Here is a 25,001-nt window from a genome sequence, read left to right as displayed (position 1 = left end):
ACATCATTATGTTAAAACCCTTTCATATACTACTAAAAATCAACACTATAAATGTTAATTTATTTTCTTTAACATAACCTTATGATGTAGTAATGATGTATTGGAATTCTATAAAAAAAGAACTGAAAAAATAGAATATTTTTAAAATTTAAATGCTAATCTTACAGAGTTAATAAAAACTTTGACAGGTTTTCTTCCTGATTTAGATTAAGTTTCTTTCTTAAGCGATATCTGTGCAATTCTACACCTCTAAAAGAGATGTTCATCATAGGCGCAATTTCCTTAGAAGAAAGGTTCATTTTAAGATAAACACACAACTTTATATCTTTTGGAGTAAGGTTTGGAAACTTTTTAGAAAGATTTATAATAAACTCATTATGGATCTGATTCAGATTTGTTTCAAAAATTTCCCATTCGTGTTTATTCACTTCATTAATTTTAATCGCTTTTTTGATTTCGCTTTTCAGCTTATTAAAGTCTTTCTCCGAATCTAAAATATTCTGAATCTTATCAATCATTTCACTTTGCTTTGCAATAGATAACGATTTTCCGGCAACTTCAGAGGATTTAGTTTGCAATTCTAATTCAAGAATGTGTTTTTCATATTCCTGAATATTCAATTCATTTTCTTTTTTCAATTCCATTTCCAGGATTTCGCGCTGATGCTTCAGCTCCTCTGCCTGAAGTTTTAATTTTTGCGTATAACGTAGCTTATTCCATTTGTAGTAAAAGAATAATACAGCGCCAACAATAAGCAAATAAAGAAGAATCATCCAGAAAGAAAAATACCAAGGCTGCGCAACTTTAAACTCGAAAGTCGAAACTTCATCGTAATTGGCGCCATCATGCTTAAAAACAACTATTGAATGAAAGCCACTATTCAAATTATTTAAAACGATTGTCCCATTTGAAATCGGAAAATAGTTTTTCCCTCCATTTATTTTATAAAACAAATTGGGCTTGCTGGCACCATAAATTCCCGAAATTACATTTATTCGGAGTTCTGTGTTGTGTTTAATTTTGCCTTCATTTTCTAATAAAACATTATCATTGTAAGCTTCAACTTTTACGGCTTCATTTTGCTTGTTTTCATATGAAAGTTGAAGTGATATAAATCCGTCGTCAAGATTCATTAAATAATGATTTTTGCTTTTGAAGATGCGCAAATTCTCATTGATCAATTTTCCTTTATAATATTTCTCCTGAATCATATTCCAGACAAATTTGTTGCCTGTTGCATAAATATGATATAAAATACCATCTTGAAGTACTATAAAATGATGCTCGTCTATTGCGACGACATCTGAAACATTCTTGAAATTGGCATTAAACAAGTCGTTTTTCTCTAATTTATTTGAAATCGAATTGAAAGTGTACCAAACATTATTAATTAAAAAGAGTATTTCTTCACGAAACTCAAAAATCTTTACACCAAAGTCATTTTCTATTTTGCTCTGTTGCGTAATATTTTCAACTTTTTTTGTTTTAAAATTATCATCAAAAAGTACTCTATATAGTCCTCGATAATTGTCTGCAGCCCAAATTTCATTTTTTTTGTTTTGAGCGACATATTTTATTGGTTTCGTAAAATCATTAATTACTTTGCTTTGTTTTAAGTTTGAAACATCATTATAAACCAAAATTCCGCTGTAAGTAGATTGAAAATACGTTTCATTGATGATGCTTTTTGATAAATTCCATCCACCACTGACATTATTGACTTTAGCCAATGCCCCATTTTCATAGCAAAATGTTCCATCGTTGTGGCCAATTACATATTTATTTCCAATTTTAGTAATATTCCAGCCTTGGCCTTGTGTATTCGGAAGCATTTTAAAATTTCCCGAATCAAATTCAAAAATACCGTGATTTGAAGCAATCAAATAGCCTTTGTCAATTGTAGCAACTGAGTAAACCGATCCTAAAATACCTGAGTTATCATAAAAAAATGAAATCGGAGAATTAACTTCAACATGTGCAATTCCGTTATCCAAGCCAAGCCACAAATCTTGTTCTTTATCAAAGCCAATGCACAAAACCGAATTATTCATCAAAACATTGTTTCGATCAATGTTTTTATAGGTTTGCGAAGCAAGATCATAAATAAAAACCCCTTTATTTCCAGTTCCAATTACAAGTTTATCGTTTTTAATAAATTTGGCAACATTGATTCCCGTTCCTTTTAAAGTTTCATTTAATGGACTTTTCCATACACTCAAGCCATTTTTATCAACAACAAAAACTCCTTTTTTGTGTGTAAAAATATAGGTCTTTCCACGAAATTTTTCGACCGCATGAACAACAGTGCTTTTCAAAATATTCCACCCTTTTGGGCTTGCAATTTTAGAACCTTGCATTCTAAAAATACCTTTATCAACAGAAGCCACATAAAGATTTTGATCGACAACAAAACAATAAGAAATTAAGAATGGAAATTTGATTTTTTTAATTTGTTTTCCATTGTAAATAAAAACATCATTAAACGACTGAAAGTATAGTGAACCATTAAATCTGAAAATTTTCCAGATTTCTTCATTGTCTTTTTCATCAAACAAACGCAGATTTTTTGTAATCGAAACATAATGCATTTTACCATCTTTCCTTTGCCAATAACCAAATTCTTTATAAGATCCCGAATAAATTCGGTCTCCTTCAATTAATATTGAACGAATAATTGTTTTATTCGGCAAAGAATATTTTTCCCAAACAACGCCATCATATCGCAACAAATAATGGTTGTTGGCAAAATACATGGCTTTGTCATTTCCTTGGGAGATGTTCCATATTTGATTATCGCCCTGATAATCTGATTTATTATAATTTTCGACGAAAGGAAGTAATTCTTGTGCTTGAATTTGAAAAGCAATGAAAAAGAAGAAAAGTGATTTTAAAAGTATCGATTTCAAGATATTCAGTTTTATCATCAAAGATACAATTTTAAGAAGTAAAAAAGCTTCTCAAAGGAGAAGCTTTAGAAGTTTAGAATGGTTCAATTTTAGTTTTTTAACAACTGAAAAACCTGATTTGCAATTTCATATTCCTCATCTGTTGGAACTACCAAGACTTTTACAATTGAATTTTCCTTGTTAATTTCTCTGATTTCCTTTGAGCGAACTTGATTCTTTGACACATCAATTTCAATTCCAAAATAATCCATATCTGTACAAACCAAATTTCGCATATACGATGAATTTTCGCCAATTCCTGCTGTAAACACAATTGCGTTTAAGCCATTTAAAGCTGCCACATAAGCCCCAATCGTTTTCTTGATTCTATAGGCATTCATTAATAAAGCTAATTGGCATTCTCTATTTCCTTTTTCGGCTTCAGCTTCAATATCTCTTAAATCACTATAGCCCGTAAGGCCAAGCATGCCGCTTTGTTTCAGCAAAACTGCATTTACCTCGTCTGGAGTATAGCCTAAATTTTTGATCATATAAAAAATAACAGACTGGTCAATATCGCCTGCACGCGTTCCCATAATCAAACCGTTTGATGGCGAAAAACCCATTGTGGTATCAATACATTTTCCGTCTTTAATTGCTGCCATACTACAACCATTTCCTAAATGAATGGTAATTATTTTCGAATGATTTTCTAGAAATTTAATTGCTTTTTCAGAAACATATTTGTGACTTGTTCCGTGAAAACCATAAACACGCACTTTGTTTTCTGTCAATAGATAATTCGGAATTGCATATTTATAGGCTACTTCAGGCATTGTTTGGTGAAAAGCCGTATCAAAAACGGCAATTTGCTCTGCAGAGCTGAAAATCTCTTCAGCAACATTAATTCCCTCTAAATTTGCAGGATTATGTAGTGGCGCAAGCTCAAAAAGTTGCTTGATTTTTGCTTTTACTTTTTCGTCGATTTTTACCGTATCGCTAAAATCGCTTCCGCCATGCACGACGCGATGCCCAACTGCTGCAATTTCTGAAGTCGATTTAATTACACCTTTTTCGGCATCCAAAAGCATATTGGCTACTTTTTGCAAACCAACTTTATGATTTGGAATAGGAAGTGATTCCTCAATTACGTTTGAAGATGTTTTAAAAGTTACATTTGAAGCCTCCAAACCAATTCTGTCAATCATACCGGAACAAATTACTTCATTTTCTGGCATGACCATTAATTGATATTTGATTGAAGAACTTCCTGAGTTTATAATTAGTATTTTCATTTTTTAAGTTGCTAAGGTACTGAGTCTCTAAGATGCTAAGTTTTCTTAAAAAGACATAAATCTTTATTTTTCTCTGTTTAAATTAGTACGCGAATGATGCAAATTTACTTCGTAAAGACGTGAATTAAAACGTTTTTTTATTCAATCAAAAATAAAATCCGTACAAATCTGCGTTTCGCGATGGCAAATCAGTCTCAACTGCGTTCTATTTTTTTAATTTTTAATTCTCAATTTTTAATTGAAATAAAAGCAATTTTTAAGGCAATGTCATAATTCACAATTTACCATTAACAATTCACAATTATCTACATTCCTTGCGCCTGAATCGCTGTAATGACAACAGTATTAATAATATCATCAACTGTACAGCCTCGGCTTAAATCGTTTACAGGCTTGTTTAAACCTTGAAGCATTGGCCCAATAGCCAAAGCTCCAGTTTCTCTTTGAACGGCTTTATATGTATTGTTTCCGGTATTTAAATCAGGAAAAATTAAGACGCTTGCTTGCCCTGCTACTTCAGAATCTGGCATTTTGCTTTTCCCTACTGCTCGGTCAACAGCTGCGTCATATTGAATTGGTCCTTCTATTTTTAAATCAGGGCGTTTTTGTTTTACAATTTCTGTTGCAGTCCTAACTTTATCCACTTCATCACCTTTTCCAGAAGCTCCAGAAGAATACGAAAGCATGGCGATTTTTGGCTCAATTCCGAAAGCTGCGCTAGATTCGGCAGATGAAATCGCAATTTCTGCCAATTGTTCAGCAGTTGGATTTGGATTAATCGCACAATCTCCAAAAACAGAAACTCGATCTTCTAGACACATAAAAAATACGGAAGAAACTACAGATGAATTTGGTTTTGTTTTAATGAATTGTAAAGCAGGCAAAATGGTGTGTTGTGTAGTATGCGCCGCTCCAGAAACCATTCCGTCAGCATGACCTTTATAGACCATCATGGTTCCAAAATACGAAACATCTTCCATTAAATCTCTTGCCATTGTGATGCTTATATTTTTAGCTTTTCTAAGCTCATAATAGGTATTGGCATAATCCTCAAAAAGTTCCGATTCTTTTGGATTGATGATATTTACTTTTGAGAAATCCAAAGTAACACCAAGTTCTGCAACTTTACTTTCGATTTGTTTTTTTTCTCCAATGATTGAAATATCAACCACGTCCATATCCATCAATCTTGAAGCAGCCAAAATTATTCTGTCATCATTTCCTTCTGGCAATACGATATGTTTTCGATGTTGTTTCGCCCTTTTCACCATGTTGTATTGAAACATTTTTGGCGTCATACCTTCTGGAACAAATGTAATTACTCTTTCAGACAGTGCTTCAATTTCAACATATTTCTCAAATGTATTGATTGAGGTTTCTATCTTATGTGTGTTATTGGCATAAATTTCAGATTTGATTGATCCAATTTTATTGGTAATATGATAGGTTCCGCCATCGACTGCTATAATTGGCACTACTGCCGAAAGTCCTTCGATCAGTTTTAAAATACTATCTTCAGGCACGATATTTCCGGTTAGAATAATTCCTGAAATAGTAGGGTAATTTGCTGATTCATTGGCCTGCAAAGCTCCTAAAATAATATCTGAACGATCGCCTGGTGTAATAACTAATGCATTATTATTCAGGTGAACCAAATAATTATGCAATTGCATTGCTCCTACACTGTAATGCCCGATTTCATTGTTCAGATAATTTTCTCCAAACAAAACTTTGGCATTAAGCGCATTTACAATTTCTTGCATTGTCGGATTGTTCAAACTAGAAATAAGCGGAATTGTATTGACCAAAACACTTGAAGGCAAACTTTTTTGAAGGCTTTTGGTTACCAATTTAATGTTCTCAGGTTGTACTTTATTTGCAAAAACTGACAAAACCTCAACCTCTTTGACTTTGAATGAATCGTAAACTAAATATAAGCTGTCAACTAATTCTTCTAATGTCTTTCCAACTCCTGAGCCAATAATTATAGTTGGGATTCCGAGATTTTTAGCAATTAAAACATTCAAATCTAATTCAATCGAAGTTCCTTCGCCGGTAAAGCTTGTTCCTTCGACTAAGACAAAATCAAAACGGTCTTCAAGTTTTTTATATTTTTCAATGATTAAATCTAAAACCTCTCCTATTTTGCCTTTATTTTTTTTCTTGATCAGTTTGCTTTTCGTAATTGCATAAGCATCTTCAAACTTTATATCAAGGTTAAAATAAGACAAAACGGTTTCAATATGATTGTCCTTCTCTCCATCTACAAAATCTTCAATTATGGGTCTAAAATATCCCACTTTAGCCGTTTTGCCAATCAAAATACTCATCACTCCCAGCGTAATAATCGATTTTCCGCTATTGTGATCACTTGTGGCTATATATATCGCTTTACTCATAATTTATGTTTTGAAACTATTCTTATCCCTTTTAAAATTAGAAAACGCTAAAACCAGCGTCTTTTTTTGAAATATATTATCAGAGCGATCACCAGTAAAAACATTACGCCCATAACTATAAAATAGCCGTTTTCAGTTTTGAGTTCAGGCATATTTTCAAAGTTCATTCCATACACTCCTACAATAAAAGTCAACGGAATAAATATTGCTGAAATAATGGTCAAAGTCTTCATAATTTCATTCATTTTTCGGCTTTGTTCCGAGAAATAAAAGTTCGATGCGCTTTCCAATGCGCTCATATCTGATTCGATCTGCTCTAAAAGCTCTAAACTCTTTTGATGAAGTCTAATAAAGAAATTAAACGTTTCTTTCTGAATCAGTCCGTTTTCATCTTCATCATCTTTGATGGTTTTTAAATAATACAGAGAATCCCTTAATGGTACAATGGAACGTTTTAAGAAGTTTAAATTATCGCGGTGATTTTCAATTTTTTCAAGAATAATTGGTTTTGCGTCTTTTTTGGTCAAATTGATCAATTCTTCCACTTTATCTTCTTCATCTTCTAGCGTTATATAGAAATTTTCCATTACGGCATCCAATAATAAATACAGAAGATAATCGACCTTTTTAGTTCTAACAATTCCTGCATGGGTACGAAGACGTTCACGGATGTGTGTGAAGAAATCACTTCTTTTTTCTTGAAACGAAATCAGTATCCCGTCTTTCAAAATAAAACTAAGTTGCTCAACACTAATATTATCTGAATATTCAGAAGGCAAAAGGGATTTTATATTGAAAAATAAAACATCTGGTTGTTCTTCTAATTTGGTTCTTTTGGTTGTATTTAAAATATCGGCAAGTAAAAAATCATCCAATTTAAAATGCGCTCCAATTATTTTAAGCAGACTTATATCATTTAAGCCATGAACATTTAGCCAGTTGTTTTTAGTATAATCAAAACAAGAATTTAAAGCTAGGACTGTAAATTCATCATATTCAATAACATCTGCATCATTATAAACAAAAAGCTGCATTTCAGTTTCATTTTCTTTATGCGTGCCTGTATACTCTAATGTAATATGCTGCAGCTTGCGCCCTTTCTTGTATTTAATCTTTCTCATTCATGAAAATTTACAATAGTAATATTACGAAAAAGAATCGGAATAGGAAATGACAATTGTCATTTTCATTAGATGATATTGCCTGATGATTCAAAATAATAATTACATTTATAAACAGCAATTTGTTTTAAAACACATTTAAACGGAACAAAATTAAATGACAAACAAAATTAAAATCTCAATCCCAGAATCTTGTCATGAAAATTGGTTAGAAATGTCAAAGACAGAAAAGGGAAAATTCTGCAGTGCATGTCAAAAAAATGTAATTGATTTTACAAAATCGTCAGATCGAGAAATTATTTTAGCTTACAAAAAAGAAGAAAAACTCTGCGGCCGATTTAGAATATCGCAATTGGACCGTGAAATGGTTATTCCAAAAGAAAAAAAATCGATCTGGATTATTGCAGCGGCTTCACTAATTGCATTTTTAGGATTAGGAAACCAAACAGCAAAGGCACAAGGCAAAATAAGAATAGAGCAAACGGATAAGAAACAACTTAGTGATTTAGTAAAGGTTAGAACTAATGGCAAAAACAAATATTCAGGAGTTATTTTGGATGAAAAGAATAATCCGTTACCAGGTGCAACGGTACTAATTAAAAATACATTAAATGGTGTTCAAACAGATGTTGATGGAAAATTTTCACTAGAAGCCAAAAAAGGTGACATATTAAAAGTTCTATTTATAGGCTATAAAGAAATCGAATTTAAATTGAAGAAAGATTTAGAACTAACAATCAAAATGAAATTTGAGGAAATAGAATTACAAGGTTTCACCATTATAAGAAATCCAGAAGATGAATATATTGAGTTTTAGTTAAAACATATAAAAAAAACCGAGCCATTTCTGACTCGGTTTTCTATCTTAATACTTTGTACTAATTACTTAGTACTAAAGAATTATTTTACTTCTTCAAAAGTAACACTCCTTATAAATCAATACTTTACAATGTAATGATACAAATATGGTACAAATAAAATGAGTAAAAATGATCAAAAAAAAGTAGAAACAATAAAGTTCAAAAAACAAAAACCGCTGAAAAACTACGTTTTCAGCGGTTTAGCACTTATTAGTAACTAATATTAATCAGTACTTAATGACTATTGCAAAACGATACTATCATATTCTCCGAAATGCAACTTTAGGTTTCAGCATCGCGTATACACTAACTAAGATCTAATATAATTTGAACTTCGTTCTGAACGGCCACTTGTGCAGCTACAGTTGTATATATGTCAGCCACGTTCTCCGGTGTTTCAATAGATACAATTAAAGAATAACGCAGTTCTGAATTGTATTTTTCCTGTTTTTTAAGTTCTTTCCACCATCCAGAGGCCATCGGAAATACAGCCAATTTGTTACAAGAAGCAATTTCGGCCGCAGAACCTTTCCAATAATTGCTGTGTACAGATCCCTTAAAAACAGTATCTGCCCCAAGAGCCCATCTGCTGGAACCTGTAGCTTTTTCAATCAACCCATCTTCTAATCTATCAACTCCCAGATTTTCTTTTAAAATATCTTGATTGACTTTGTTAGTCCTTAATTTAAAATTATCAAAATCTTCTCCAGGATTTATTAGCCCAAACTTCAATGCGGTTGATTGATACGCATACTTTGTAGTATAACCTCTATCCCCCGGATTGGGTTCAACAAAATAAGACAACGTTACTTTTAAAGTTACATCTGTGGCGCCTAAATTCTCTAAAATCTCTTTAGGCCAGGGAAACTCGTAATAGTGTATCTGATTAGTTTTTACTTTTCCGTCTTCGAGCTTATATGGCGTTATTTTTTCTTCAGATATGAAGGTGAGATAATTACTCTGGCACTCTATTGCTTTTTGAAGATTAGGAACACCGTATCCTACAGTTCTAAGAAGTCTTAAAACGTCACTTACTTTATTAACATCAATATTAAATTGATCAATCATTTCCTGAGTCCATGAAGAAGAATGTATCATTAATGCTCTAAGGGTTTCTTCCCAAGCTTCAGGATATACGTCCCTTATTTTAGCCAAAAAGTTTGCTGCCAAAGCGGTAGCCGCGCTTGTGGCGTTCATTGTCGTAAAATAATTTCTGACATCGCTTCTTGTAACAGTCAAGATATCTAGATCGTCATGACCTTCAACATCTCCATTATCAAGCAGTATCAAGTTACCTGCTTCGAAAACAACTTCAGGCTTAATTGGCCAGTTTGCATCCCAGGAACAGGATGTTCTGCTGTATGGGGAAAGTTCAAATTTTTTGGCAACTGTAACATTATCCGGCAGGGTCTTCTCCGTATAACCTCCAACGCTAATTGCATTCCATGCCTGAGCCGGGCTTTCGACCGAAAGATTTAGATTGCTTTCAGGGTAATTTCTCCAGTTAAATTCTTCTCTTACATTACCTGCACTAACCAGAAATATTTTTTTATCATTCGAATCTTCACCAAAAATTATTCTGTCCAAAACAGAGGAATATGCTGAAGGCTTGCCGAATTCAACCTGAAAGTCCGTTGTAACGGCCATGCAGAATATTCGTTTATTCTCAGGATTATTTACTATCGCACGATTTACCGCGTCAAGAGTGATCAGTGGAAATTTATTGCGCTCATTCGGATAGTCCGGATCCAAAATTTTTATTGATTCCAGCTGATGATGGATGGATAATGCGCTATTATTCTCAAGAATTGCATTTAGATTTCCGTAAAGAGCGACTCCGGCCATATTTGTGCCATGCCCTAAACTGTCATTGACTCCCCAGTTTGGATCAACGGTCAATCTGTTTGCATCATTCAGCGCAGGCGCAATTAAATGAGGACCATTGTTTACGCCTGAGTCCATTATCGAAATAAAATTATTGGTTCTTGTAAAATTAGTCAAACGCAACGCTTCTTGTATCCATGCATTATTTTCAGTCATATTCTGGTTAAGCCAGAAACTATTCAACTCTTCGGTTTTACGAATCTCAGCAATTAGGCCAAATGACGCAACCAGTTCATATAACTGTGCATAATCGGCTTTTACAATTACAATGCATCGCTGGGGAAAACTTAAAATTTCATCAAGGATCTCTATTCCAAAGAACTCGCATATCTGTTTTAATTCGGGAACGGACGTCTCTATATCTACACTCTCAACAGCTAGCCATAACTCACACCATACCGGTGCTTCGCGCGGCAGAGTTTCAATAGGGCTGCTCCATAGATTTTCAATTGAAGATCTGGTAACCACCTCTATTTTATCTACTAATGGCTGATTAACGGGTTTACCGTTTTTTTCTAACGCAATATAATCCTCAACTTTTTTGGTAAGCTTCCCTTTTTGGTTTTCTGGAATATAGAGAGTTGCAGTCTGCTGATTCGTTTCTTTTTCTATAGATACGTTTAATAATACAGCTCCGCTGGAGTCCAAAGATTCGATTTTTAAGCTGTCATTAGCAGCACTCTTAAAAGTAAGGTACTCTCCATCTTTGACAGGTATTCCCTGGTCTGTTCTGATTCTTACATCTTCTGCATGTGAGTGCCAGATATCGCTTAAAGAATGTAATAATGAATTGCCATGCGCATTTCTTTGTCTTGGGGGAAGTTCATCTCCACTTCCTCCGCTCGGAGGCGTTGTATAAGTTTGAGCTGTATGCACATCACTCACAAAAAGATGCGGTTTAGAAACTTCACTCATTATTATTATAAATTATAATTGACTTTTCTGTCTTTCATCATTTGAACTAATAATTTTTGAGTAACCAGATTTTTATCCATTAAAATTATCTCTTTCAGAGCATCATTGCAAGCATTAGTAATCTCTGCGTGAGATAACCCTTCTGCCGCCGCAACTGTAGATTTTAAGCTAAAATCTCCAAGAAACTTATGGAGTTTTAGTTTAATCAGCTCCTCAATCTCATTTTTATTTGGTAAGGTGTAGCTGATAATATCATCAAAACGTCTAAACAGCGCCGAATCTAATATCTTTATATTATTTGTAGCACCAAAAATGATGCTCTCTGATGAATCCTGTTCGATGAACTGCAAAAATGAATTCAAAACTCTCCGCATTTCCCCAACTTCATTATCCCTTGCCCTTTCTGCTCCAATTGCATCAAATTCATCAAAAAGATAGACGCCCCTGTTGGAAACCATCATATCGAAAATCTGTCGCAACTTCGAGGCAGTTTCACCCATGTATTTGGTCATTAATTTATCCATCATAACAACATACAATGGAAGCTTTAATTCGCCAGAAATAGCAGAAGCAGTTGCTGTTTTACCTGTTCCTGGAAGACCTGAAAGCAATACTTTCCTGCGGTTATGCAGACCGTGTTTTAGAATTTTATCGCGCTGTTTATACTCCCTGATAATCCTTGCTAGCTTATTGGAAACATCACTGGAAAGTATCAATTCATTTAATCTGTTCTCAGGATAATACACCAGAACTAAATCGCTTAAATCTGGATTGATGCGGATCACTTTAAAACCATCGGTCTTTGATCGGTCAACTAAATCTTGTATTTCCTTTGCAATAGACATATGTCCTTGTCTTGCTTCATGTGCAGCCACCTGAAGTGCAATAGAAGTGAATCTCTCATTATCATTCTTATAATGGGACTGTAATAAAGATTTTAATTGTTCTGCTGTTGCCATATCGCAAAAGTAATGAAAAAAGTCTTCAAATAAATTTAATTATTTGTAGGTAATTTTACAACTTATAGATCCTTATTATAAGGTAATTACATAAACCTAATATTCCCAGTGAATCCTAAATTTTGTAATAGCGTTCCTCGTTCCATATGTCTGCAAATATATCCTGGGCAATATCCAGCTTCTTATCCTTACCCCGAAAAAAGGAAATTCAATTTTTACATCTTAAATCCTTTATATCATTGAGCCAGATAAAAACGGAATCCTCTGCCTCTTTAACTTCTCCCTTATCATTGGTTCTCTGGGTGCTTGAAACCAGCACACAGGCTTTTCTTGCCCTTGTGACTCCCACATAATGGAGATTAAGATCCTGCTGATAGCTAAGATACTCAGGGTTTTTCCAGTCTTTACCGTCTTTAGGCCCCATAGCCGGAAAAACCCATTTGTGTAGATCCAGATGAATGACAACATCATATTCAAGCCCTTTCGATTTGTGAAGGGTTAGAATATTAATCTCATCGTCAGCTGCCGGTTCATATGACTTTAAATATGCAGAACTGTCCAGCACTTCCCTTAGCAGGATAATTGATTCGCCACTGTATAAATCAGGAGCGATAACCCGTGCAATTTCTATGAATATTTTTTCTAATACCGGAGCGCTCAGTCTTTTTTTATCGGCAACGGCAGTTTTCAGGTCTTTCTTTAATACGCTTAATTTTTTCAGATCCGAATCTTTAAGACGGTCATAACCTGTAAAAATTTCCACCACTTCCACAAATGTGTGGGAAGGATCAAAAATAAAATACAGAAGACCAGTAAAAATGGAAGACCAGATATTAAGATTGGTATCCAGATCAGTGCTAACTGACAGCTTATGGGGTGCCTTTAAGGCAGCAGACACCAAACTACCGGTCCTGTTTCCTCTCGTGAGCACTGCTATCTTACTGGGAGTTTCCACTTTAAATTCTTTCATCAAGACGGGCAACACACTATTAATCCATGCGGCAATCTCTGACTCTTTGCCTTTTACTCTTGTAAAAAAAACAAAATTCTTTCCGTCATTAACCTCCAGCAGATCTGTACCGGGATCGAGAAGATAATTGCTGTAATTGATAATGGATGGATCACAGCGGTGATTTTTGTTGAGCTTAAAATTCTTAAACGCTTTACTCTGGGTAAGTTCATTGAGAAATTTTGAGTCCTTGCCTGAAAAGCCGTATATTGACTGGTTCAAATCTCCCACTGCGATTGCTTTTATACCCAAAGAGCCAATTTTCAAAAAAATTTCGTGCTGCTGCAGACCCGAGTCCTGATACTCGTCAATATAGATATATTTATATTTAGCGGTGATATATTTGCGGCACGCCAGACTTTTGGTAAAAATGTAATTCGCAAAAACCCCTATGGTCTCAATGAATATTATCCCCTGCACGAAATAAGATGCCAGCTGCTTCACCGCTTCCCTGTCTAGGTCGTCCAAACTCGTATGGCGATCAAACCAGTCCAGAGGATTGCCCTTAGGGGTGTCAATAAAGCTTTTTTTTCGAACGGCTATGGGAGCGGAAGGAAGGCCGAATAGCTGTTTTCCAAAAGGAACAATAATTTCCGAAAGATTGAACTTATCTATAGTTCCAAAAAAAGAGCTTTTAGGATTTTCACCGTTTGAAAGGCTTCTTCTTTTGAGTTCATTGCTGGCTTTATTGGTATAGGAAATTGCAATTACTCCCTGATGCTCTAGAAGCCCCTTGAAGTTGTTTTTTATTTTCTGGGAAATCACAAATGTTTTCCCACTGCCCGGAGCGGCGATCACTACGCATGAATCATCATAACCTATAATTGCTTCCTGCTGTCTGGTAGGCTTCATTTATGAATTTCCTGTGCTAATTTAACTGATACGTGAAGTGGTGCCGCAAGCGGGCTGTCCTTTAATTTCGGTAGCGCCGCTTTGTTTTTCTTGATGAACCTGTACATAAAAATCGCCTTGTTTTTTGTCATTGCTTTGAGAATTTCTTCCTTATCGTCCAAATCGAAAAAGGTTTCAAGCTCTTTTTTAAGCTTTGAATTATAGATATCGTTTTCCAGATCCACTTCTGATAAAAAGATATTAAATGGTTCGAGCGCTTTTCTAATTTCGGCCGCTGATTTGATATTGACTGGATCTGGCATGCTCTTTGGGAATTCCCTTATATTAACTTCATGCGCTTTTAGTATCTTTTCCATTTGCGGGTCAGCCTGATAGTAATTACGGTAAGCGTTAATTCCTCTTCTGATTCCGGCAAAAGTGTAAAGATCTTTTTTCGGCAGCTTAAAAATATCATTATCAGTGCGCATCACCCATTCTATTTTAAGCGCTTCTAAAATTTTTGCAAAAACGTTAAACCCGATTCCGTCGACCATCAGGATGCTGATATTATAATGATCCAAGTCTATACCGAGCTGAGTGGCCAATGTTTTATAAAAGAGCTGTTCCGAAGGCCCTTCCACTAGAAATACCACATCGGCAAAAAATGCCTCAGCGGGAATGATGCTCATGCGGTATCCAAAATCTTCAAATGCTTCTCCAATAACAGCCGAGCATCCGTCAGAGGCCGCTTTTGCCGCACCATCGGTTTTATGCAATCTTACAATTGAATTCGGACTAAACTCGGAAGCTATCTGCGGGGAATGGGATGAAATCAGCACCTGCCCTGCAATGGACACATTGAGATAATCTGCAAGTTTTCGCTGCTGATGTGGATGCAGATGCGCCTCAGGCTCTTCAATGCAGAATATGGTCACTTCTCTTAAGTTATCCTCTGTCAGCTGGTTTCTGGATGCCCACAGCGCCAGATAAATCTGATTAAGTCTTCCGTCTCCCCCGATCAATATGCTTTTGCCGTCGGTATGCGATGATATGGAAACATTATTGATAAAGGCATCAACATTTGAAGTGGACGCATCAAAATTAATTTCCTGTTTTCCATGATGCAGGGAGAGTTTTTTCAGCTCTTCATTAATAGTGGATGTTGCCGACGATATAAAATGAAGATCGGGAATTTTTTTGTCTATCTGCTGCAATTCTCCTCTTATGTCTTCATACAGCAGATCGTCCTGCGTAATCTGTTCAGGGTTCCTGTTTGCTTTAGCAGTTTCCAGCAGATGATTTTTTTCGCGGCTGATGTACGCGTGAAAATCCCTTCTGCTACTTATATACTTTACATTTAAAACCTTCCTGTAGAACCTGTCCTCTATTTCTTCGAGTTTCGCAAGCGATGGCCCTGCCCACAATTTGTAATGTTTGGCTTTCGTATCAGGATCCCTGAAGGCCTGATAACGGAGCATAAATTTATCATTGTCGCTTATTCTGCCTTTAAGCTTTGCAACAACACAATCCTCGGTAACATTTTCAAAATAGAGCGATATCGTGTACTCATTCACCTCCTCGTAGACATAAAAATCGGAATCCTTCGGCTCGAGGTCATAATCAGAGAAACCTCTGTCCAGAAGAATCCTCAAGGCATGAAAAAAATTGGTTTTGCCAATGTCATTTGATCCTATGATTAGTGACTTCTGATTGAGTCTTATTGTCGCATCCTTAAAATTGCGAAAACCTCTTATCTTAACTTTGGTAAGTTCCATACAAATTTCATATTAATTGACAGCTTATACTGTTCCAGTTTTTAATGCCCGGCACCTTTGTAGTATTCGGCCAGGTTATCGTCATCGGCTGCCGCAAGACCATATTTACTCTGAAAATGCTTCATGCAGTCGATAATTATGCAATAGGAATAATAAATAATTTCTGCGAATTCAGTATATGTATGGTCCTTTTCGGGGTCAATTATCAGAACTTCTTCATGGGAAAAACTAGAATAATGCACGTGGTCTGATAATTTGCGCCAGATAAAATAGGCCCTTCTCAGAGAATGCGAATAGCCGCTGTCCTGAAGATCCCTTATCAGATTTCCGGTCGACTTGAAGGTTTTGAACCTGAAGTTATCCTTATCAATAAAATACTCCTGTCTCTTTGGCGCCTGTTTTATTTTTTCTTTTAAGTCTTCCATAGAAGCGTATGTGGGATATTCGGGATAATTCCCTCCTAGTTTTTCTTCATTGAGTGTGGCCAGTTCGGCAAGCTTGCTAAAATTCTTGTTTATCGCGTCCGCATTAAACCTGATTACCTCATCCTCCACATTCTGCTGACTTACCAGAAACCTGATGTGGATAAAATCATCGGCAATGCATCGGAATAAAATCATTTCCGAAGTCAGATACCCCCCTTTTTTGAATTCAAAGAGTATTTTGATATCACTCAGAATGGCATACTGGCGTACAATCATACCTGAAAAAAAATTATCGAGCTCGTCATCGGTGTCTATTCCTGCCTCTGTAATCCCTTTGAGATTCCGTTCTGAAAAACTGATTATCCTTTGGAGAAGCGTAATTATGTGTTCTTTCTTAAAATGCATACTGCGTCTGGATTTAGGTTTATGTTTTGGTTCTTTGGCGCAGTTATAAAAAACACCAAACAACTGCTAAAAAAAACTGCAATACAAATCTATCTTAATCTGATAATTTACGCATCAGTAAAAACACCTAATTATTGATGCGGCCTACAAATTAAATCATTCCCATTTTCTAGCGGCATGCATTCCAATTTTTGGAAACCGCCGTAACCATGCTCCCTTAAAGTGTCTCTGCACCGAAATTTCAGCGCATAAAAAAAACAAAAATTAAATTTCGGCTTTGGCAGTTTTTTATTGTTCATATTCACCTTATACAACTTTCATTGTATTTAAAAAGGAAGATCATCAGGTTCAATTTCCCATTCCTGAATCTCAATCGCCGTTTGCCGAACAGAAACTCTCTCCTTTTCAAAATCATAATCGTATTGATCTTCATCTTCGTAATAGCCCACATACGGATAGTTGCCATCGAAATCCTCTTCTATTTCAATTACTCTGCCGATGGCGAGCTGATCAAGATAATTTTGTTCTGCCACTACATTCCAGTCTTGAATATACAAATGATCATAAACCACCTCAATATCCTCACTTATAAGATCTCTAACAAATTTAAAATAATCATTTAGTTGCTCTAATAAGTCTACATGCCCATCCTGATTGATATTTTTATATAGCTTTTGGTATTTATCTTCCACTTCATGCTCTAGTAGTCTAGCGCACAGCATACGTACTTCAATTACCAATTCCTTATGTTTTCCATAATAATTTGAATTTCGATCAAATTTTTGAATAAAAATCAAATCAAAATGGTTTTTGAATAAATGAACAAGCTCGTATATCTCTTCTAAGCCACCGCAGCCAAGCAAAAGATTTAAAAAAAACTCTTTATTAAGTTTTGTGACAGTGTATAGCATTACTTTGTTTTTAATGCACTCTTTTAAAAACGGAATGGAATAAGCACTTAGAAAACCATCTTGACCAATTAATTCCCAGTTTTTAATCTTTTTCAAAACTCTGCTGATCTGCAGGTAGTTTTTTTTCTGAAGAGAGATTAGAAAAATAGCACTTTTAAATAAATCAATATCACTACAGTCTTCTTTAGTATGCAGAAGATTAAACTGCTCAAGCAAATTGTTCTCTATTATATTGTTCTCAAATGGTTTAAAAAAAACAAACCATTGAGATATGTAAACTGACGAAAGCAAAATACGTTCACGCTCATCTTTATTATTTTCAACAAAATACTTAAGAAAGTCTTCCAATGAAGGATTAATAAACGAAAATCCTGTAGCACCCCCAAAATTAAAACTAACTATAAACCCATCGTTAAGAGTTCTAATACTATTGTTGAACGGATCAATAGGCTTGAAATAATTATTTGTTTTTACTTCGTAATTTAATCTGACTGAAAAAGCACGCTGCAGCATTTCTTGAGAAGCATCAGAACCAAGAGAGTAGAGCGTATTCAACAAAAACCTTTCCATATCCGTTATTTGATTGAGATAGGCATGTTCCCATATTTTTTTCGGATTTGATAAATTATCAATCACAAATGTTTTAAAATTAGGAGCACTAAATTCACCTACAAGCCTTTTATCAGTGTAAAACTCTAAATGACGGGGAGAGAAGTTTCGATGATCACAGATAAAAAAAGAAAGGCTTCTCAGCACTTCAATATGCTCAATACTTAATTCTGATTCTGCAATATGATTATCAAGCATGCGTCTCTTTGCTCCGTAGGAATAAGAAACCAATTCTATTTTATTTTCACTTCGTAAAGGGTTAAAATTTCTAAATCGCTCAGACTCATCCAAAAAAGTATTTAATATAAATTTTCTGGTATTTAAAATAAGATATTTATTTTCAGACTTTTCAAATCTTGATAGTATTTTTAACAATGATGTCTCCGCTGCTTTTGATTTTAATATCTCAGCTTGGGTATGCCCTAAAAAATCATCAAAATAAAAAATCTGCTTACTGTCATCATCCCTTAGAATTCCTTCTATCTCTTTTATGTCATCATAAATAACTGACAGTTGATAATCTAAAGAAAGATATTTATAAATAATAATTTCCGAGAGTGTTGTTTTTCCAACTCCGGGTTCTCCGGTAATGACCAAGAAGCTATTTTGGTGAAGCAGTCCAACTGCTCGTCTTAACTCCTTCGTGCTCACGAAAAGCCTGAGCTTTCTTTTCATTCCATCTTCTGAAAATTCATTGTTTCGTCCGGCAAACTTGTATTGGTTTAATTTTTCAATAGCTAATGAACTTGAAAACCATAATTTGAAGTGTTTTTCTTCAACTTGTTTTTTTATTCTAAGAATATCATTAAGATCATCCCTACCCAAAACATCCTCTAGACTCACTACATAAGGAGCAAATATATCTTTGATTTCCTGTTTGTTATGCAAACTCAAATCCAGAGAAGTAACTAAAATATACTTTTTGGGCTCTAGTTTCTCTACTTTTATAATTTCTGCTTTTAATTCTCTTTTTAACGATGCAAATGAACTTTTACGAAAATGCTTAATTTGAACTACCGCTTCAAAATCATTCTCCGGAGTTGACAGCAGCAGATCTACACCCGCATCTTTTCCCTCTTTAAAGCTTCTGAACATGGAGCCTGATTTAGATTTAACACTGGCATTGAGCAGATCACAAACTAATTTTTCAAAATCAATCGGGTTTAAAGTAGAGAAATCGTAATTTGACATTTTACTATGTTTTTCGCTGTATGTTTTTTAAAGATCTTGAAATAAAAGCAATCACAGTATTTTAAAAATAAAAATTCAGCATCTACTTTTCTCAATTAAATTGAAGACTTTCAAAGATATTCAATTTAGTAAATCCTTTTGAAATTATTACTCTGAAAAAAAAAAACATTCAATAAAAGAATAAGATAAATCCAAGGCTATATCTTTTTAAAATCTATGCATTTTATCTTTCCATTTCATTAAAGCTGTCGGTAATGACCAACTGAAAAAGGTTCACAAAAAAACAGGTATATTCACCTGTTTTTTTGCTTCATCGTTTCAAGAGGTATTTTTATGCTCTCTTTTAAGTAATTTAGATTTATATTTCAATCAATCTTTGAACACTTTAAAGTTCTTTTTAAAAGGGATAATTTAACAATTAATTCCATAAATATTTAAAATAAACTTATCTAAATAGAGAGTAGTTATAAATTAAAAAATATGCATAAATCACTTTTAGTACTAAATAGTGACCAGTTAAATAAGCATGGTAGTTGTTTTGCTATTACAGCTATGGAAGATATTGTATGGAACAAATCCACGGAAGGTATCCCAATGCATGTTGGCCACGATATGCATAGACCCGTTGGCTGCATAGTTCCCTTTGCATTATACTTTGAGCCAAAATTAGTCCGTAATCTAGGGATATCCCTACTGCCGGAAAATGAAATTGAAACTCAAGAAATTTTAGATTTTAAAACAGCATCAAATAATTCGCACATTAAAGCAGACCTTCAAGAAAATGATGGAAGGCTATTAGAACTGGTGAAGGATCATTTGACTTCAGACTTCAAATATTTAGGTCCTTCTACCCTCGCAATATTAGACATAAATATAGTAGGGAAAATATTTCCAGAACTTGTACAATTTAAAGTAAAAAATGATCTCATTCCAATAAAAGATTTATTAAAAAATTTTGATTACAAATTTCAAGGAATTTTTGTTCATAAAACGATTCCGCTATGTATATATGCAGATAGCTTTTTTCGAAGATCATTGTCAAGACATAATAATTTTCATTATCAATTTTTGGATGATTTTATGGCTTTTAAGGATAATGAAAATGTAGTTTTAAAAATATCCATAGATTGGGACTTAATTGGTTATGCCCCAACTTTACATCCGACAATGGAACTTGACTATTGGTTTGGGCCTAAATATAACGATGAAATTGAAAAAATTACTCCAGGTTTAACCAAACATGTTGCCAATAAATTTGAAATAGATTACTATCAATTATCCTCGACTGAATTTCACTGGAAAATAAACAAATCATTAAGGGAGTTCGAACTTGAGGAATTAAAAGAAAGTACGGCACCAACATTAGATGACTTTTATGGATGCAGGTATGTACACTCCATTTACGATACAGATGAAAAAACATTTGTGCACTTTGACGGTGCGGTGCGAGGATACAGCTCAGAGCTTTATTTTGAAAGAATTGACCAAAAAATGACAGAATTTGGTAGACGTAGCGAGTATAAAAAATTATTTAGAATTGATGGCAAAATAGATTTGAAAGACTGGAAAAATCTAATCACAAGATATATGCAGAGCAATCCGTTGATATATGAATATTTTGATGTCGAAAAGCCAAAATCCCAGTTTGAAAAAGAAATAGAATCTAAAACGTTACTGCAGGAATTAGTGCCACACTCCATTGAATCAGGCGATGGAATTAAATTAATGCTGTCTTACCATAATAAAAACAAGAACTTCAAGGAATACTCTCACGCAGTTTCAATTTATGATGTTGTCAGTTTGGGAAGTAAGGATGTCAACGCTGTTGAGGAGGATATTATCGAAGTGAAAAAAGCATTATCAAGATTAGGCGTAGATTTATTTATTAAAAACGATGTTTTATACGGAAACTTCAAAGATGAGTACTGGAATATCCCATGTATTTTTCACAGCGCCGAAAAGCCAGAAGACGATATAAAAACTACCATTGAAGCATTAAGAAATATCTTTAAAAAATTAATTTCTAGAAAATTAAATTCTGTAATTTCATTTACCCTTTCGTGGAATGTGGATGAGAAAGAAGCAAGGCTAGGCTGTTTTGGCCATGTAAATGACCTCATGAAATGGATGAGTTCATTTGAATTTATTCCAACCAATAGATTGGATTTTAAGTCATGGCTTGAAAGACAGCGTTCTTTTCTAAATTCAAATTACGACTATAGTTTCAGACCGTCAATTGTAGATATATGCCAGTACGACGGCGTCATTTATTTAAAAAGAAAGGTTGTCGACGATAAATTTCAATTAAGACCATATACTGATGAACAAGGTTTAAAATGCGAATTCAAGCTTCCTGAAGACAATAGAGATTACTCCGATATTATTAATAATAAGATTGTTCCGGTAATGACATATTTCATCGTAAAAGCTACCTGCAGCAAAACAGGCCACAGTTATTATGAAAGTCCATATTCAAAGTTTTTGGATGATGACACTCATGTAATTATTGAAGAACTGGAAGGGCTTACTTTTTATTGGTCTGACAAGCCTGTTCGTTAGATAAACAAAACGATCAGTTTAATTTTTAAAACTTTATGTAAACACTTTATAATGCTTGAACATATACTAAAAAATTTCGATGTAAATACCGACGCTATTTCAACAAATAAGGGCTTTTATTATCAATATCTTACCATTTTAAAAAAATGGCTGGCTAACTTTATAGCAAAAAATGATGTCACAACTTTTACAGAAGTGGATCAGGATATTAAGGAAGTTGGAGAACATATATTGTTTACGCAAGTTAAATGCTATACATCAAACTTCAGCTTAAATTCTGAAGCAATAAAAAATACAATTTTTGATTTCTTCCTGCTTTATCTTAAAAATAAAGATCTGGTTGAAAATCCGAAGTTTTGTTTTGCCACAAATACAGCGATAGCTGCGAGAGAAAAACTTTTAGTAAAATGGATAAATGACGAACATTTGCAAGACGCGCACTTACTACTATCGTGTAAAAGCAAGATAAATGAAATTTTGATAAAAGAAATTAAGTCAAAGAAAAACAAAAAACTTAATCATAACATTTCTGATGAAAAGCGTCAATCAATAAAAACAGCAGTTAATGATTTTATTAAAATAGTCGATCAGGAATGTGAGAATTTCACAAAATCCGTACGGTGGCAATTTGAAAATCTATCCCCAGATGAAGCAATAACAGAAATAAAAAATGATATAGATATTCTGCTACAGGATAAGGCTTTTGGCAATAAGCCCACTACTCTTCTGTTTGGAGTATTAATGTCTGAAATTTACAAACGTTCTCAAAGCAAAATTGAAAAGGAAAGAAGCTTGACAAAACAAGTCATCATCGACCTGTTGGCCCATTCCGATACCGAGCTTGAAAAATACCTGAACATTAAATTTTTCAAACTACTAAACATTGAATTTGAAATATTAAAAGGCAGCATTCAAAAAATCCAGGCAGAAATTGACAATCATGAGCAAAAGATTAATCTGCTTGAAAAAAAATCAAATTCTATATCTGCATACACAATCCCAAAAGAAATAAATCTCCTCCCTGACTATAAATTTTCTTCGGTCTACGATTGGGATGCCTTTCTGAATACTGTCAATCTGGAATTGCAGAAGAAGAACGTATTATCCATTTATAGTGAAGGAGGAATGGGCAAAACCTCTTTTGCAAAAAAATATTTAAAAGCCTTTCCTAGCTATGATCACCTAATCTGGATAACCGTTGACAAAACAATTTCATATTCATTGGTGATTGATGATTTACTAATCAAAAACCTAAATATTGAATTCTCCCCAAATGATGAGATTGACCATCGCTTCAAAATAATTTTAAACCGATTAAATACTATTGAGGGAACTAATCTAATAATAATTGACATTCAGGAACTGGAAAAAGATCTTACATCCTTAAAACAATTGACAAGCCTTAGCAATTGGCAAAAATTAATCCTGACCAGAAACAATATTAGGACAGTACCTTCTATTAAGCTCCCAAAAATAAATATCGAAAGCGCGAAAAGCATTTTTAATTCCCATTATACAAAAGAGCCAGTTGACAATGTAATTCTTAGCCAGTTTATTGAATTTATTGATTTTAACATTTTGGTCATAGAACTAGTTGCTAAAACAATAGAATACAGCTTCGATTTGACACTGGAAAAGCTCTTAGAATCTTTAAAGGAACAGAATTTAGATGATGACGAATTTAAAGTAGATATCGATGTAATGGAAAATAACAGCACAATAAACATTTTCAATTACCTTTTAAAAAAATTCAGTCTAACCGATTTAGAATCATGGGATAGCAGTTATTTGCAGTTCCTTTCGCTTCTTCCAAGCAGAGATATAATAATCGAGGACGTAATTCTATTAAATGGGGCTGCCTACTACGAAGAAAATAAGACACATATAACAAATACCTTAATCTCTCTTGAGCGTAAAGGCCTAGTTGAATTTACCCGTGACAGAAAAAGGATTAATATTCACAAAATAATAAAGGAAGTAATATTGTACAATGGCAGGGAAACGCTCAATCCATTTGTAGATAATGTCATTTTTATCACATGGCTTACTGCCAGAATTAAGGAAGGGCAAAACAATCCGTCTATAGCATTCAGATATTTAAAATATGCTCAATCCATACTTGATAACATAAAAGAACAATACAGAAGAAGCGTTTATCAGCCTTTAATAATATTAGAAAGCGAACTTTTATATCTAAGCCGATACTATGTTAATTCTGAGAATGACTTGGATCGATTGATTGATTTAGCGGCTAGAGCTGAAAAATATCCAATGCTTGACGGTTTGAATCTTGGTGTAATTTACAATAATTTGGGTCTGGCTTATGCATATACAGATTATGAAAAAGCAGTAGAGCAATTTGAAAAAGCTGTTGCACTGTTTGAGCAAAATGAAATAAAGTTCAGACATGAAATCATTACCACGCGAAATAATATTTCTAATCTTTACCTTAAATCTAAAGACGTAGTAAAAGCTTTGGAAAATTTCAAAAAAATTCAGAATTTTAGAATGAAGCATAACATTTATAATGATCAGCAAGTTGTTGTGGAATATAGGATAATTGCAGAAAGTTATAAAATTTGCGGTGATTTGAAGACTGCAATTAAATCCATGAGTGATGGAATAAAATACCACAACACTTTAGATGCTGAAAAAAGAAATGATTTTTTAGTGGCTGCTTGCTATAATTATTTGTCACAATTATATTTATCTGATGGCAATCTTGATCTGGCCATCCTGCATCAAGAGAATGCCATTAAAATTATCGAGGATATGAAATTGAAAAATAGTGAATATTTACTTCTTATGTATCAAATACTAAAGCCACTATATCATCATAAAGGCCTCGCAGAAAAAGAAAATGAAATTACTACAAAAATTTCATTATTTATACCTGTTGAACATTTAGGCAAAAAGTCGTAAACAATTCCAGAATTGCACCGATATTAAATTAATTTACAAACTATAT

General features: G+C 34.0%; 13 protein-coding genes. 3 read left to right on the top strand and 10 right to left on the bottom strand.

Annotated features, from left to right (window positions below; translation table 11 throughout):
- Window positions 1–161 precede the first annotated feature (161 nt).
- From EYY60_RS16420 to corA, 4 genes are all read right to left on the bottom strand, one after another.
- Entirely contained in the window at window positions 162–2,924 is a 2,763-nt protein-coding gene (locus tag EYY60_RS16420; protein WP_235832345.1) for a helix-turn-helix and ligand-binding sensor domain-containing protein, read from the bottom strand.
- Between the two features lie 71 nt (window positions 2,925–2,995).
- On the bottom strand, window positions 2,996–4,180 hold the full coding sequence (locus EYY60_RS16415; RefSeq protein WP_132990393.1) for an acetate/propionate family kinase: 1,185 nt from the start codon (window positions 4,178–4,180) through the stop codon (window positions 2,996–2,998).
- A 305-nt stretch (window positions 4,181–4,485) separates the two neighbouring features.
- Complete coding sequence (gene pta, locus EYY60_RS16410; RefSeq protein WP_132990392.1) at window positions 4,486–6,579, bottom strand: phosphate acetyltransferase; 2,094 nt, start codon at window positions 6,577–6,579, stop codon at window positions 4,486–4,488.
- A gap of 47 nt (window positions 6,580–6,626) precedes the next feature.
- A complete protein-coding gene (gene corA / locus EYY60_RS16405) occupies window positions 6,627–7,700 on the bottom strand; it encodes a magnesium/cobalt transporter CorA (protein ID WP_132990391.1) in 1,074 nt (357 codons plus the stop codon).
- Between the two features lie 157 nt (window positions 7,701–7,857).
- Between corA and EYY60_RS16400 the strand changes: the two genes are divergently transcribed.
- Window positions 7,858–8,517: a carboxypeptidase-like regulatory domain-containing protein gene (locus tag EYY60_RS16400; protein ID WP_132990390.1), complete on the top strand. Its 660-nt coding sequence runs from the start codon at window positions 7,858–7,860 to the stop codon at window positions 8,515–8,517.
- Window positions 8,518–8,866: 349 nt separating this feature from the next.
- On the opposite strand, the gene EYY60_RS16395 is transcribed toward EYY60_RS16400, so the two are convergent.
- From EYY60_RS16395 to EYY60_RS16370, 6 genes are all read right to left on the bottom strand, one after another.
- Window positions 8,867–11,359, bottom strand: a complete 2,493-nt coding sequence (locus EYY60_RS16395) for a S8 family peptidase (RefSeq protein WP_132990389.1) — start codon at window positions 11,357–11,359, stop codon at window positions 8,867–8,869.
- Window positions 11,360–11,364: 5 nt separating this feature from the next.
- Entirely contained in the window at window positions 11,365–12,318 is a 954-nt protein-coding gene (locus EYY60_RS16390; protein ID WP_132990388.1) for an AAA family ATPase, read from the bottom strand.
- A 208-nt stretch (window positions 12,319–12,526) separates the two neighbouring features.
- Window positions 12,527–14,179, bottom strand: coding sequence for a UvrD-helicase domain-containing protein (locus EYY60_RS16385; protein ID WP_132990387.1), 1,653 nt, complete (start codon window positions 14,177–14,179; stop codon window positions 12,527–12,529).
- On the bottom strand, window positions 14,176–15,933 hold the full coding sequence (locus EYY60_RS16380) for an ATP-dependent nuclease (protein WP_132990386.1): 1,758 nt from the start codon (window positions 15,931–15,933) through the stop codon (window positions 14,176–14,178). Before EYY60_RS16380 ends, EYY60_RS16385 begins: the two co-directional genes overlap by 4 nt.
- Window positions 15,934–15,974: 41 nt before the next feature.
- A complete protein-coding gene (locus tag EYY60_RS16375) occupies window positions 15,975–16,763 on the bottom strand; it encodes a DUF5677 domain-containing protein (protein WP_132990385.1) in 789 nt (262 codons plus the stop codon).
- 326 nt (window positions 16,764–17,089) lie between these two features.
- Window positions 17,090–19,474, bottom strand: a complete 2,385-nt coding sequence (locus EYY60_RS16370) for an nSTAND3 domain-containing NTPase (RefSeq protein WP_132990384.1) — start codon at window positions 19,472–19,474, stop codon at window positions 17,090–17,092.
- Window positions 19,475–19,954: 480 nt separating this feature from the next.
- Between EYY60_RS16370 and EYY60_RS16365 the strand changes: the two genes are divergently transcribed.
- Window positions 19,955–22,033, top strand: a complete 2,079-nt coding sequence (locus EYY60_RS16365; RefSeq protein ID WP_132990383.1) for a hypothetical protein — start codon at window positions 19,955–19,957, stop codon at window positions 22,031–22,033.
- Window positions 22,034–22,084: 51 nt separating this feature from the next.
- The gene (locus EYY60_RS16360; protein ID WP_132990382.1) at window positions 22,085–24,955 is read left to right on the top strand and encodes a tetratricopeptide repeat protein; all 2,871 of its coding nucleotides are present in this window, start codon (window positions 22,085–22,087) and stop codon (window positions 24,953–24,955) included.
- The last annotated feature ends 46 nt before the right edge of the window (window positions 24,956–25,001 follow it).

The organism is Flavobacterium zhairuonense, from assembly GCF_004352915.1.
Classification (GTDB): domain Bacteria; phylum Bacteroidota; class Bacteroidia; order Flavobacteriales; family Flavobacteriaceae; genus Flavobacterium; species Flavobacterium zhairuonense.
The sequence above is the reverse complement of the archived record's forward strand: the minus strand, read 5'-3'. Positions and strand labels throughout refer to the sequence as shown.

Coding starts and splice junctions, on each gene's coding strand:
- corA (WP_132990391.1), bottom strand. CDS start 7,700: ATGAGAAAGATTAAATACAAGAAAGGGCGCAAGCTGCAGCATATTACA.
- pta (WP_132990392.1), bottom strand. CDS start 6,579: ATGAGTAAAGCGATATATATAGCCACAAGTGATCACAATAGCGGAAAA.
- EYY60_RS16375 (WP_132990385.1), bottom strand. CDS start 16,763: ATGCATTTTAAGAAAGAACACATAATTACGCTTCTCCAAAGGATAATC.
- EYY60_RS16360 (WP_132990382.1), top strand. CDS start 22,085: ATGCTTGAACATATACTAAAAAATTTCGATGTAAATACCGACGCTATT.
- EYY60_RS16415 (WP_132990393.1), bottom strand. CDS start 4,180: ATGAAAATACTAATTATAAACTCAGGAAGTTCTTCAATCAAATATCAA.
- EYY60_RS16365 (WP_132990383.1), top strand. CDS start 19,955: ATGCATAAATCACTTTTAGTACTAAATAGTGACCAGTTAAATAAGCAT.
- EYY60_RS16370 (WP_132990384.1), bottom strand. CDS start 19,474: ATGTCAAATTACGATTTCTCTACTTTAAACCCGATTGATTTTGAAAAA.
- EYY60_RS16400 (WP_132990390.1), top strand. CDS start 7,858: ATGACAAACAAAATTAAAATCTCAATCCCAGAATCTTGTCATGAAAAT.
- EYY60_RS16390 (WP_132990388.1), bottom strand. CDS start 12,318: ATGGCAACAGCAGAACAATTAAAATCTTTATTACAGTCCCATTATAAG.
- EYY60_RS16420 (WP_235832345.1), bottom strand. CDS start 2,924: ATGATAAAACTGAATATCTTGAAATCGATACTTTTAAAATCACTTTTC.
- EYY60_RS16385 (WP_132990387.1), bottom strand. CDS start 14,179: ATGAAGCCTACCAGACAGCAGGAAGCAATTATAGGTTATGATGATTCA.
- EYY60_RS16395 (WP_132990389.1), bottom strand. CDS start 11,359: ATGAGTGAAGTTTCTAAACCGCATCTTTTTGTGAGTGATGTGCATACA.
- EYY60_RS16380 (WP_132990386.1), bottom strand. CDS start 15,933: ATGGAACTTACCAAAGTTAAGATAAGAGGTTTTCGCAATTTTAAGGAT.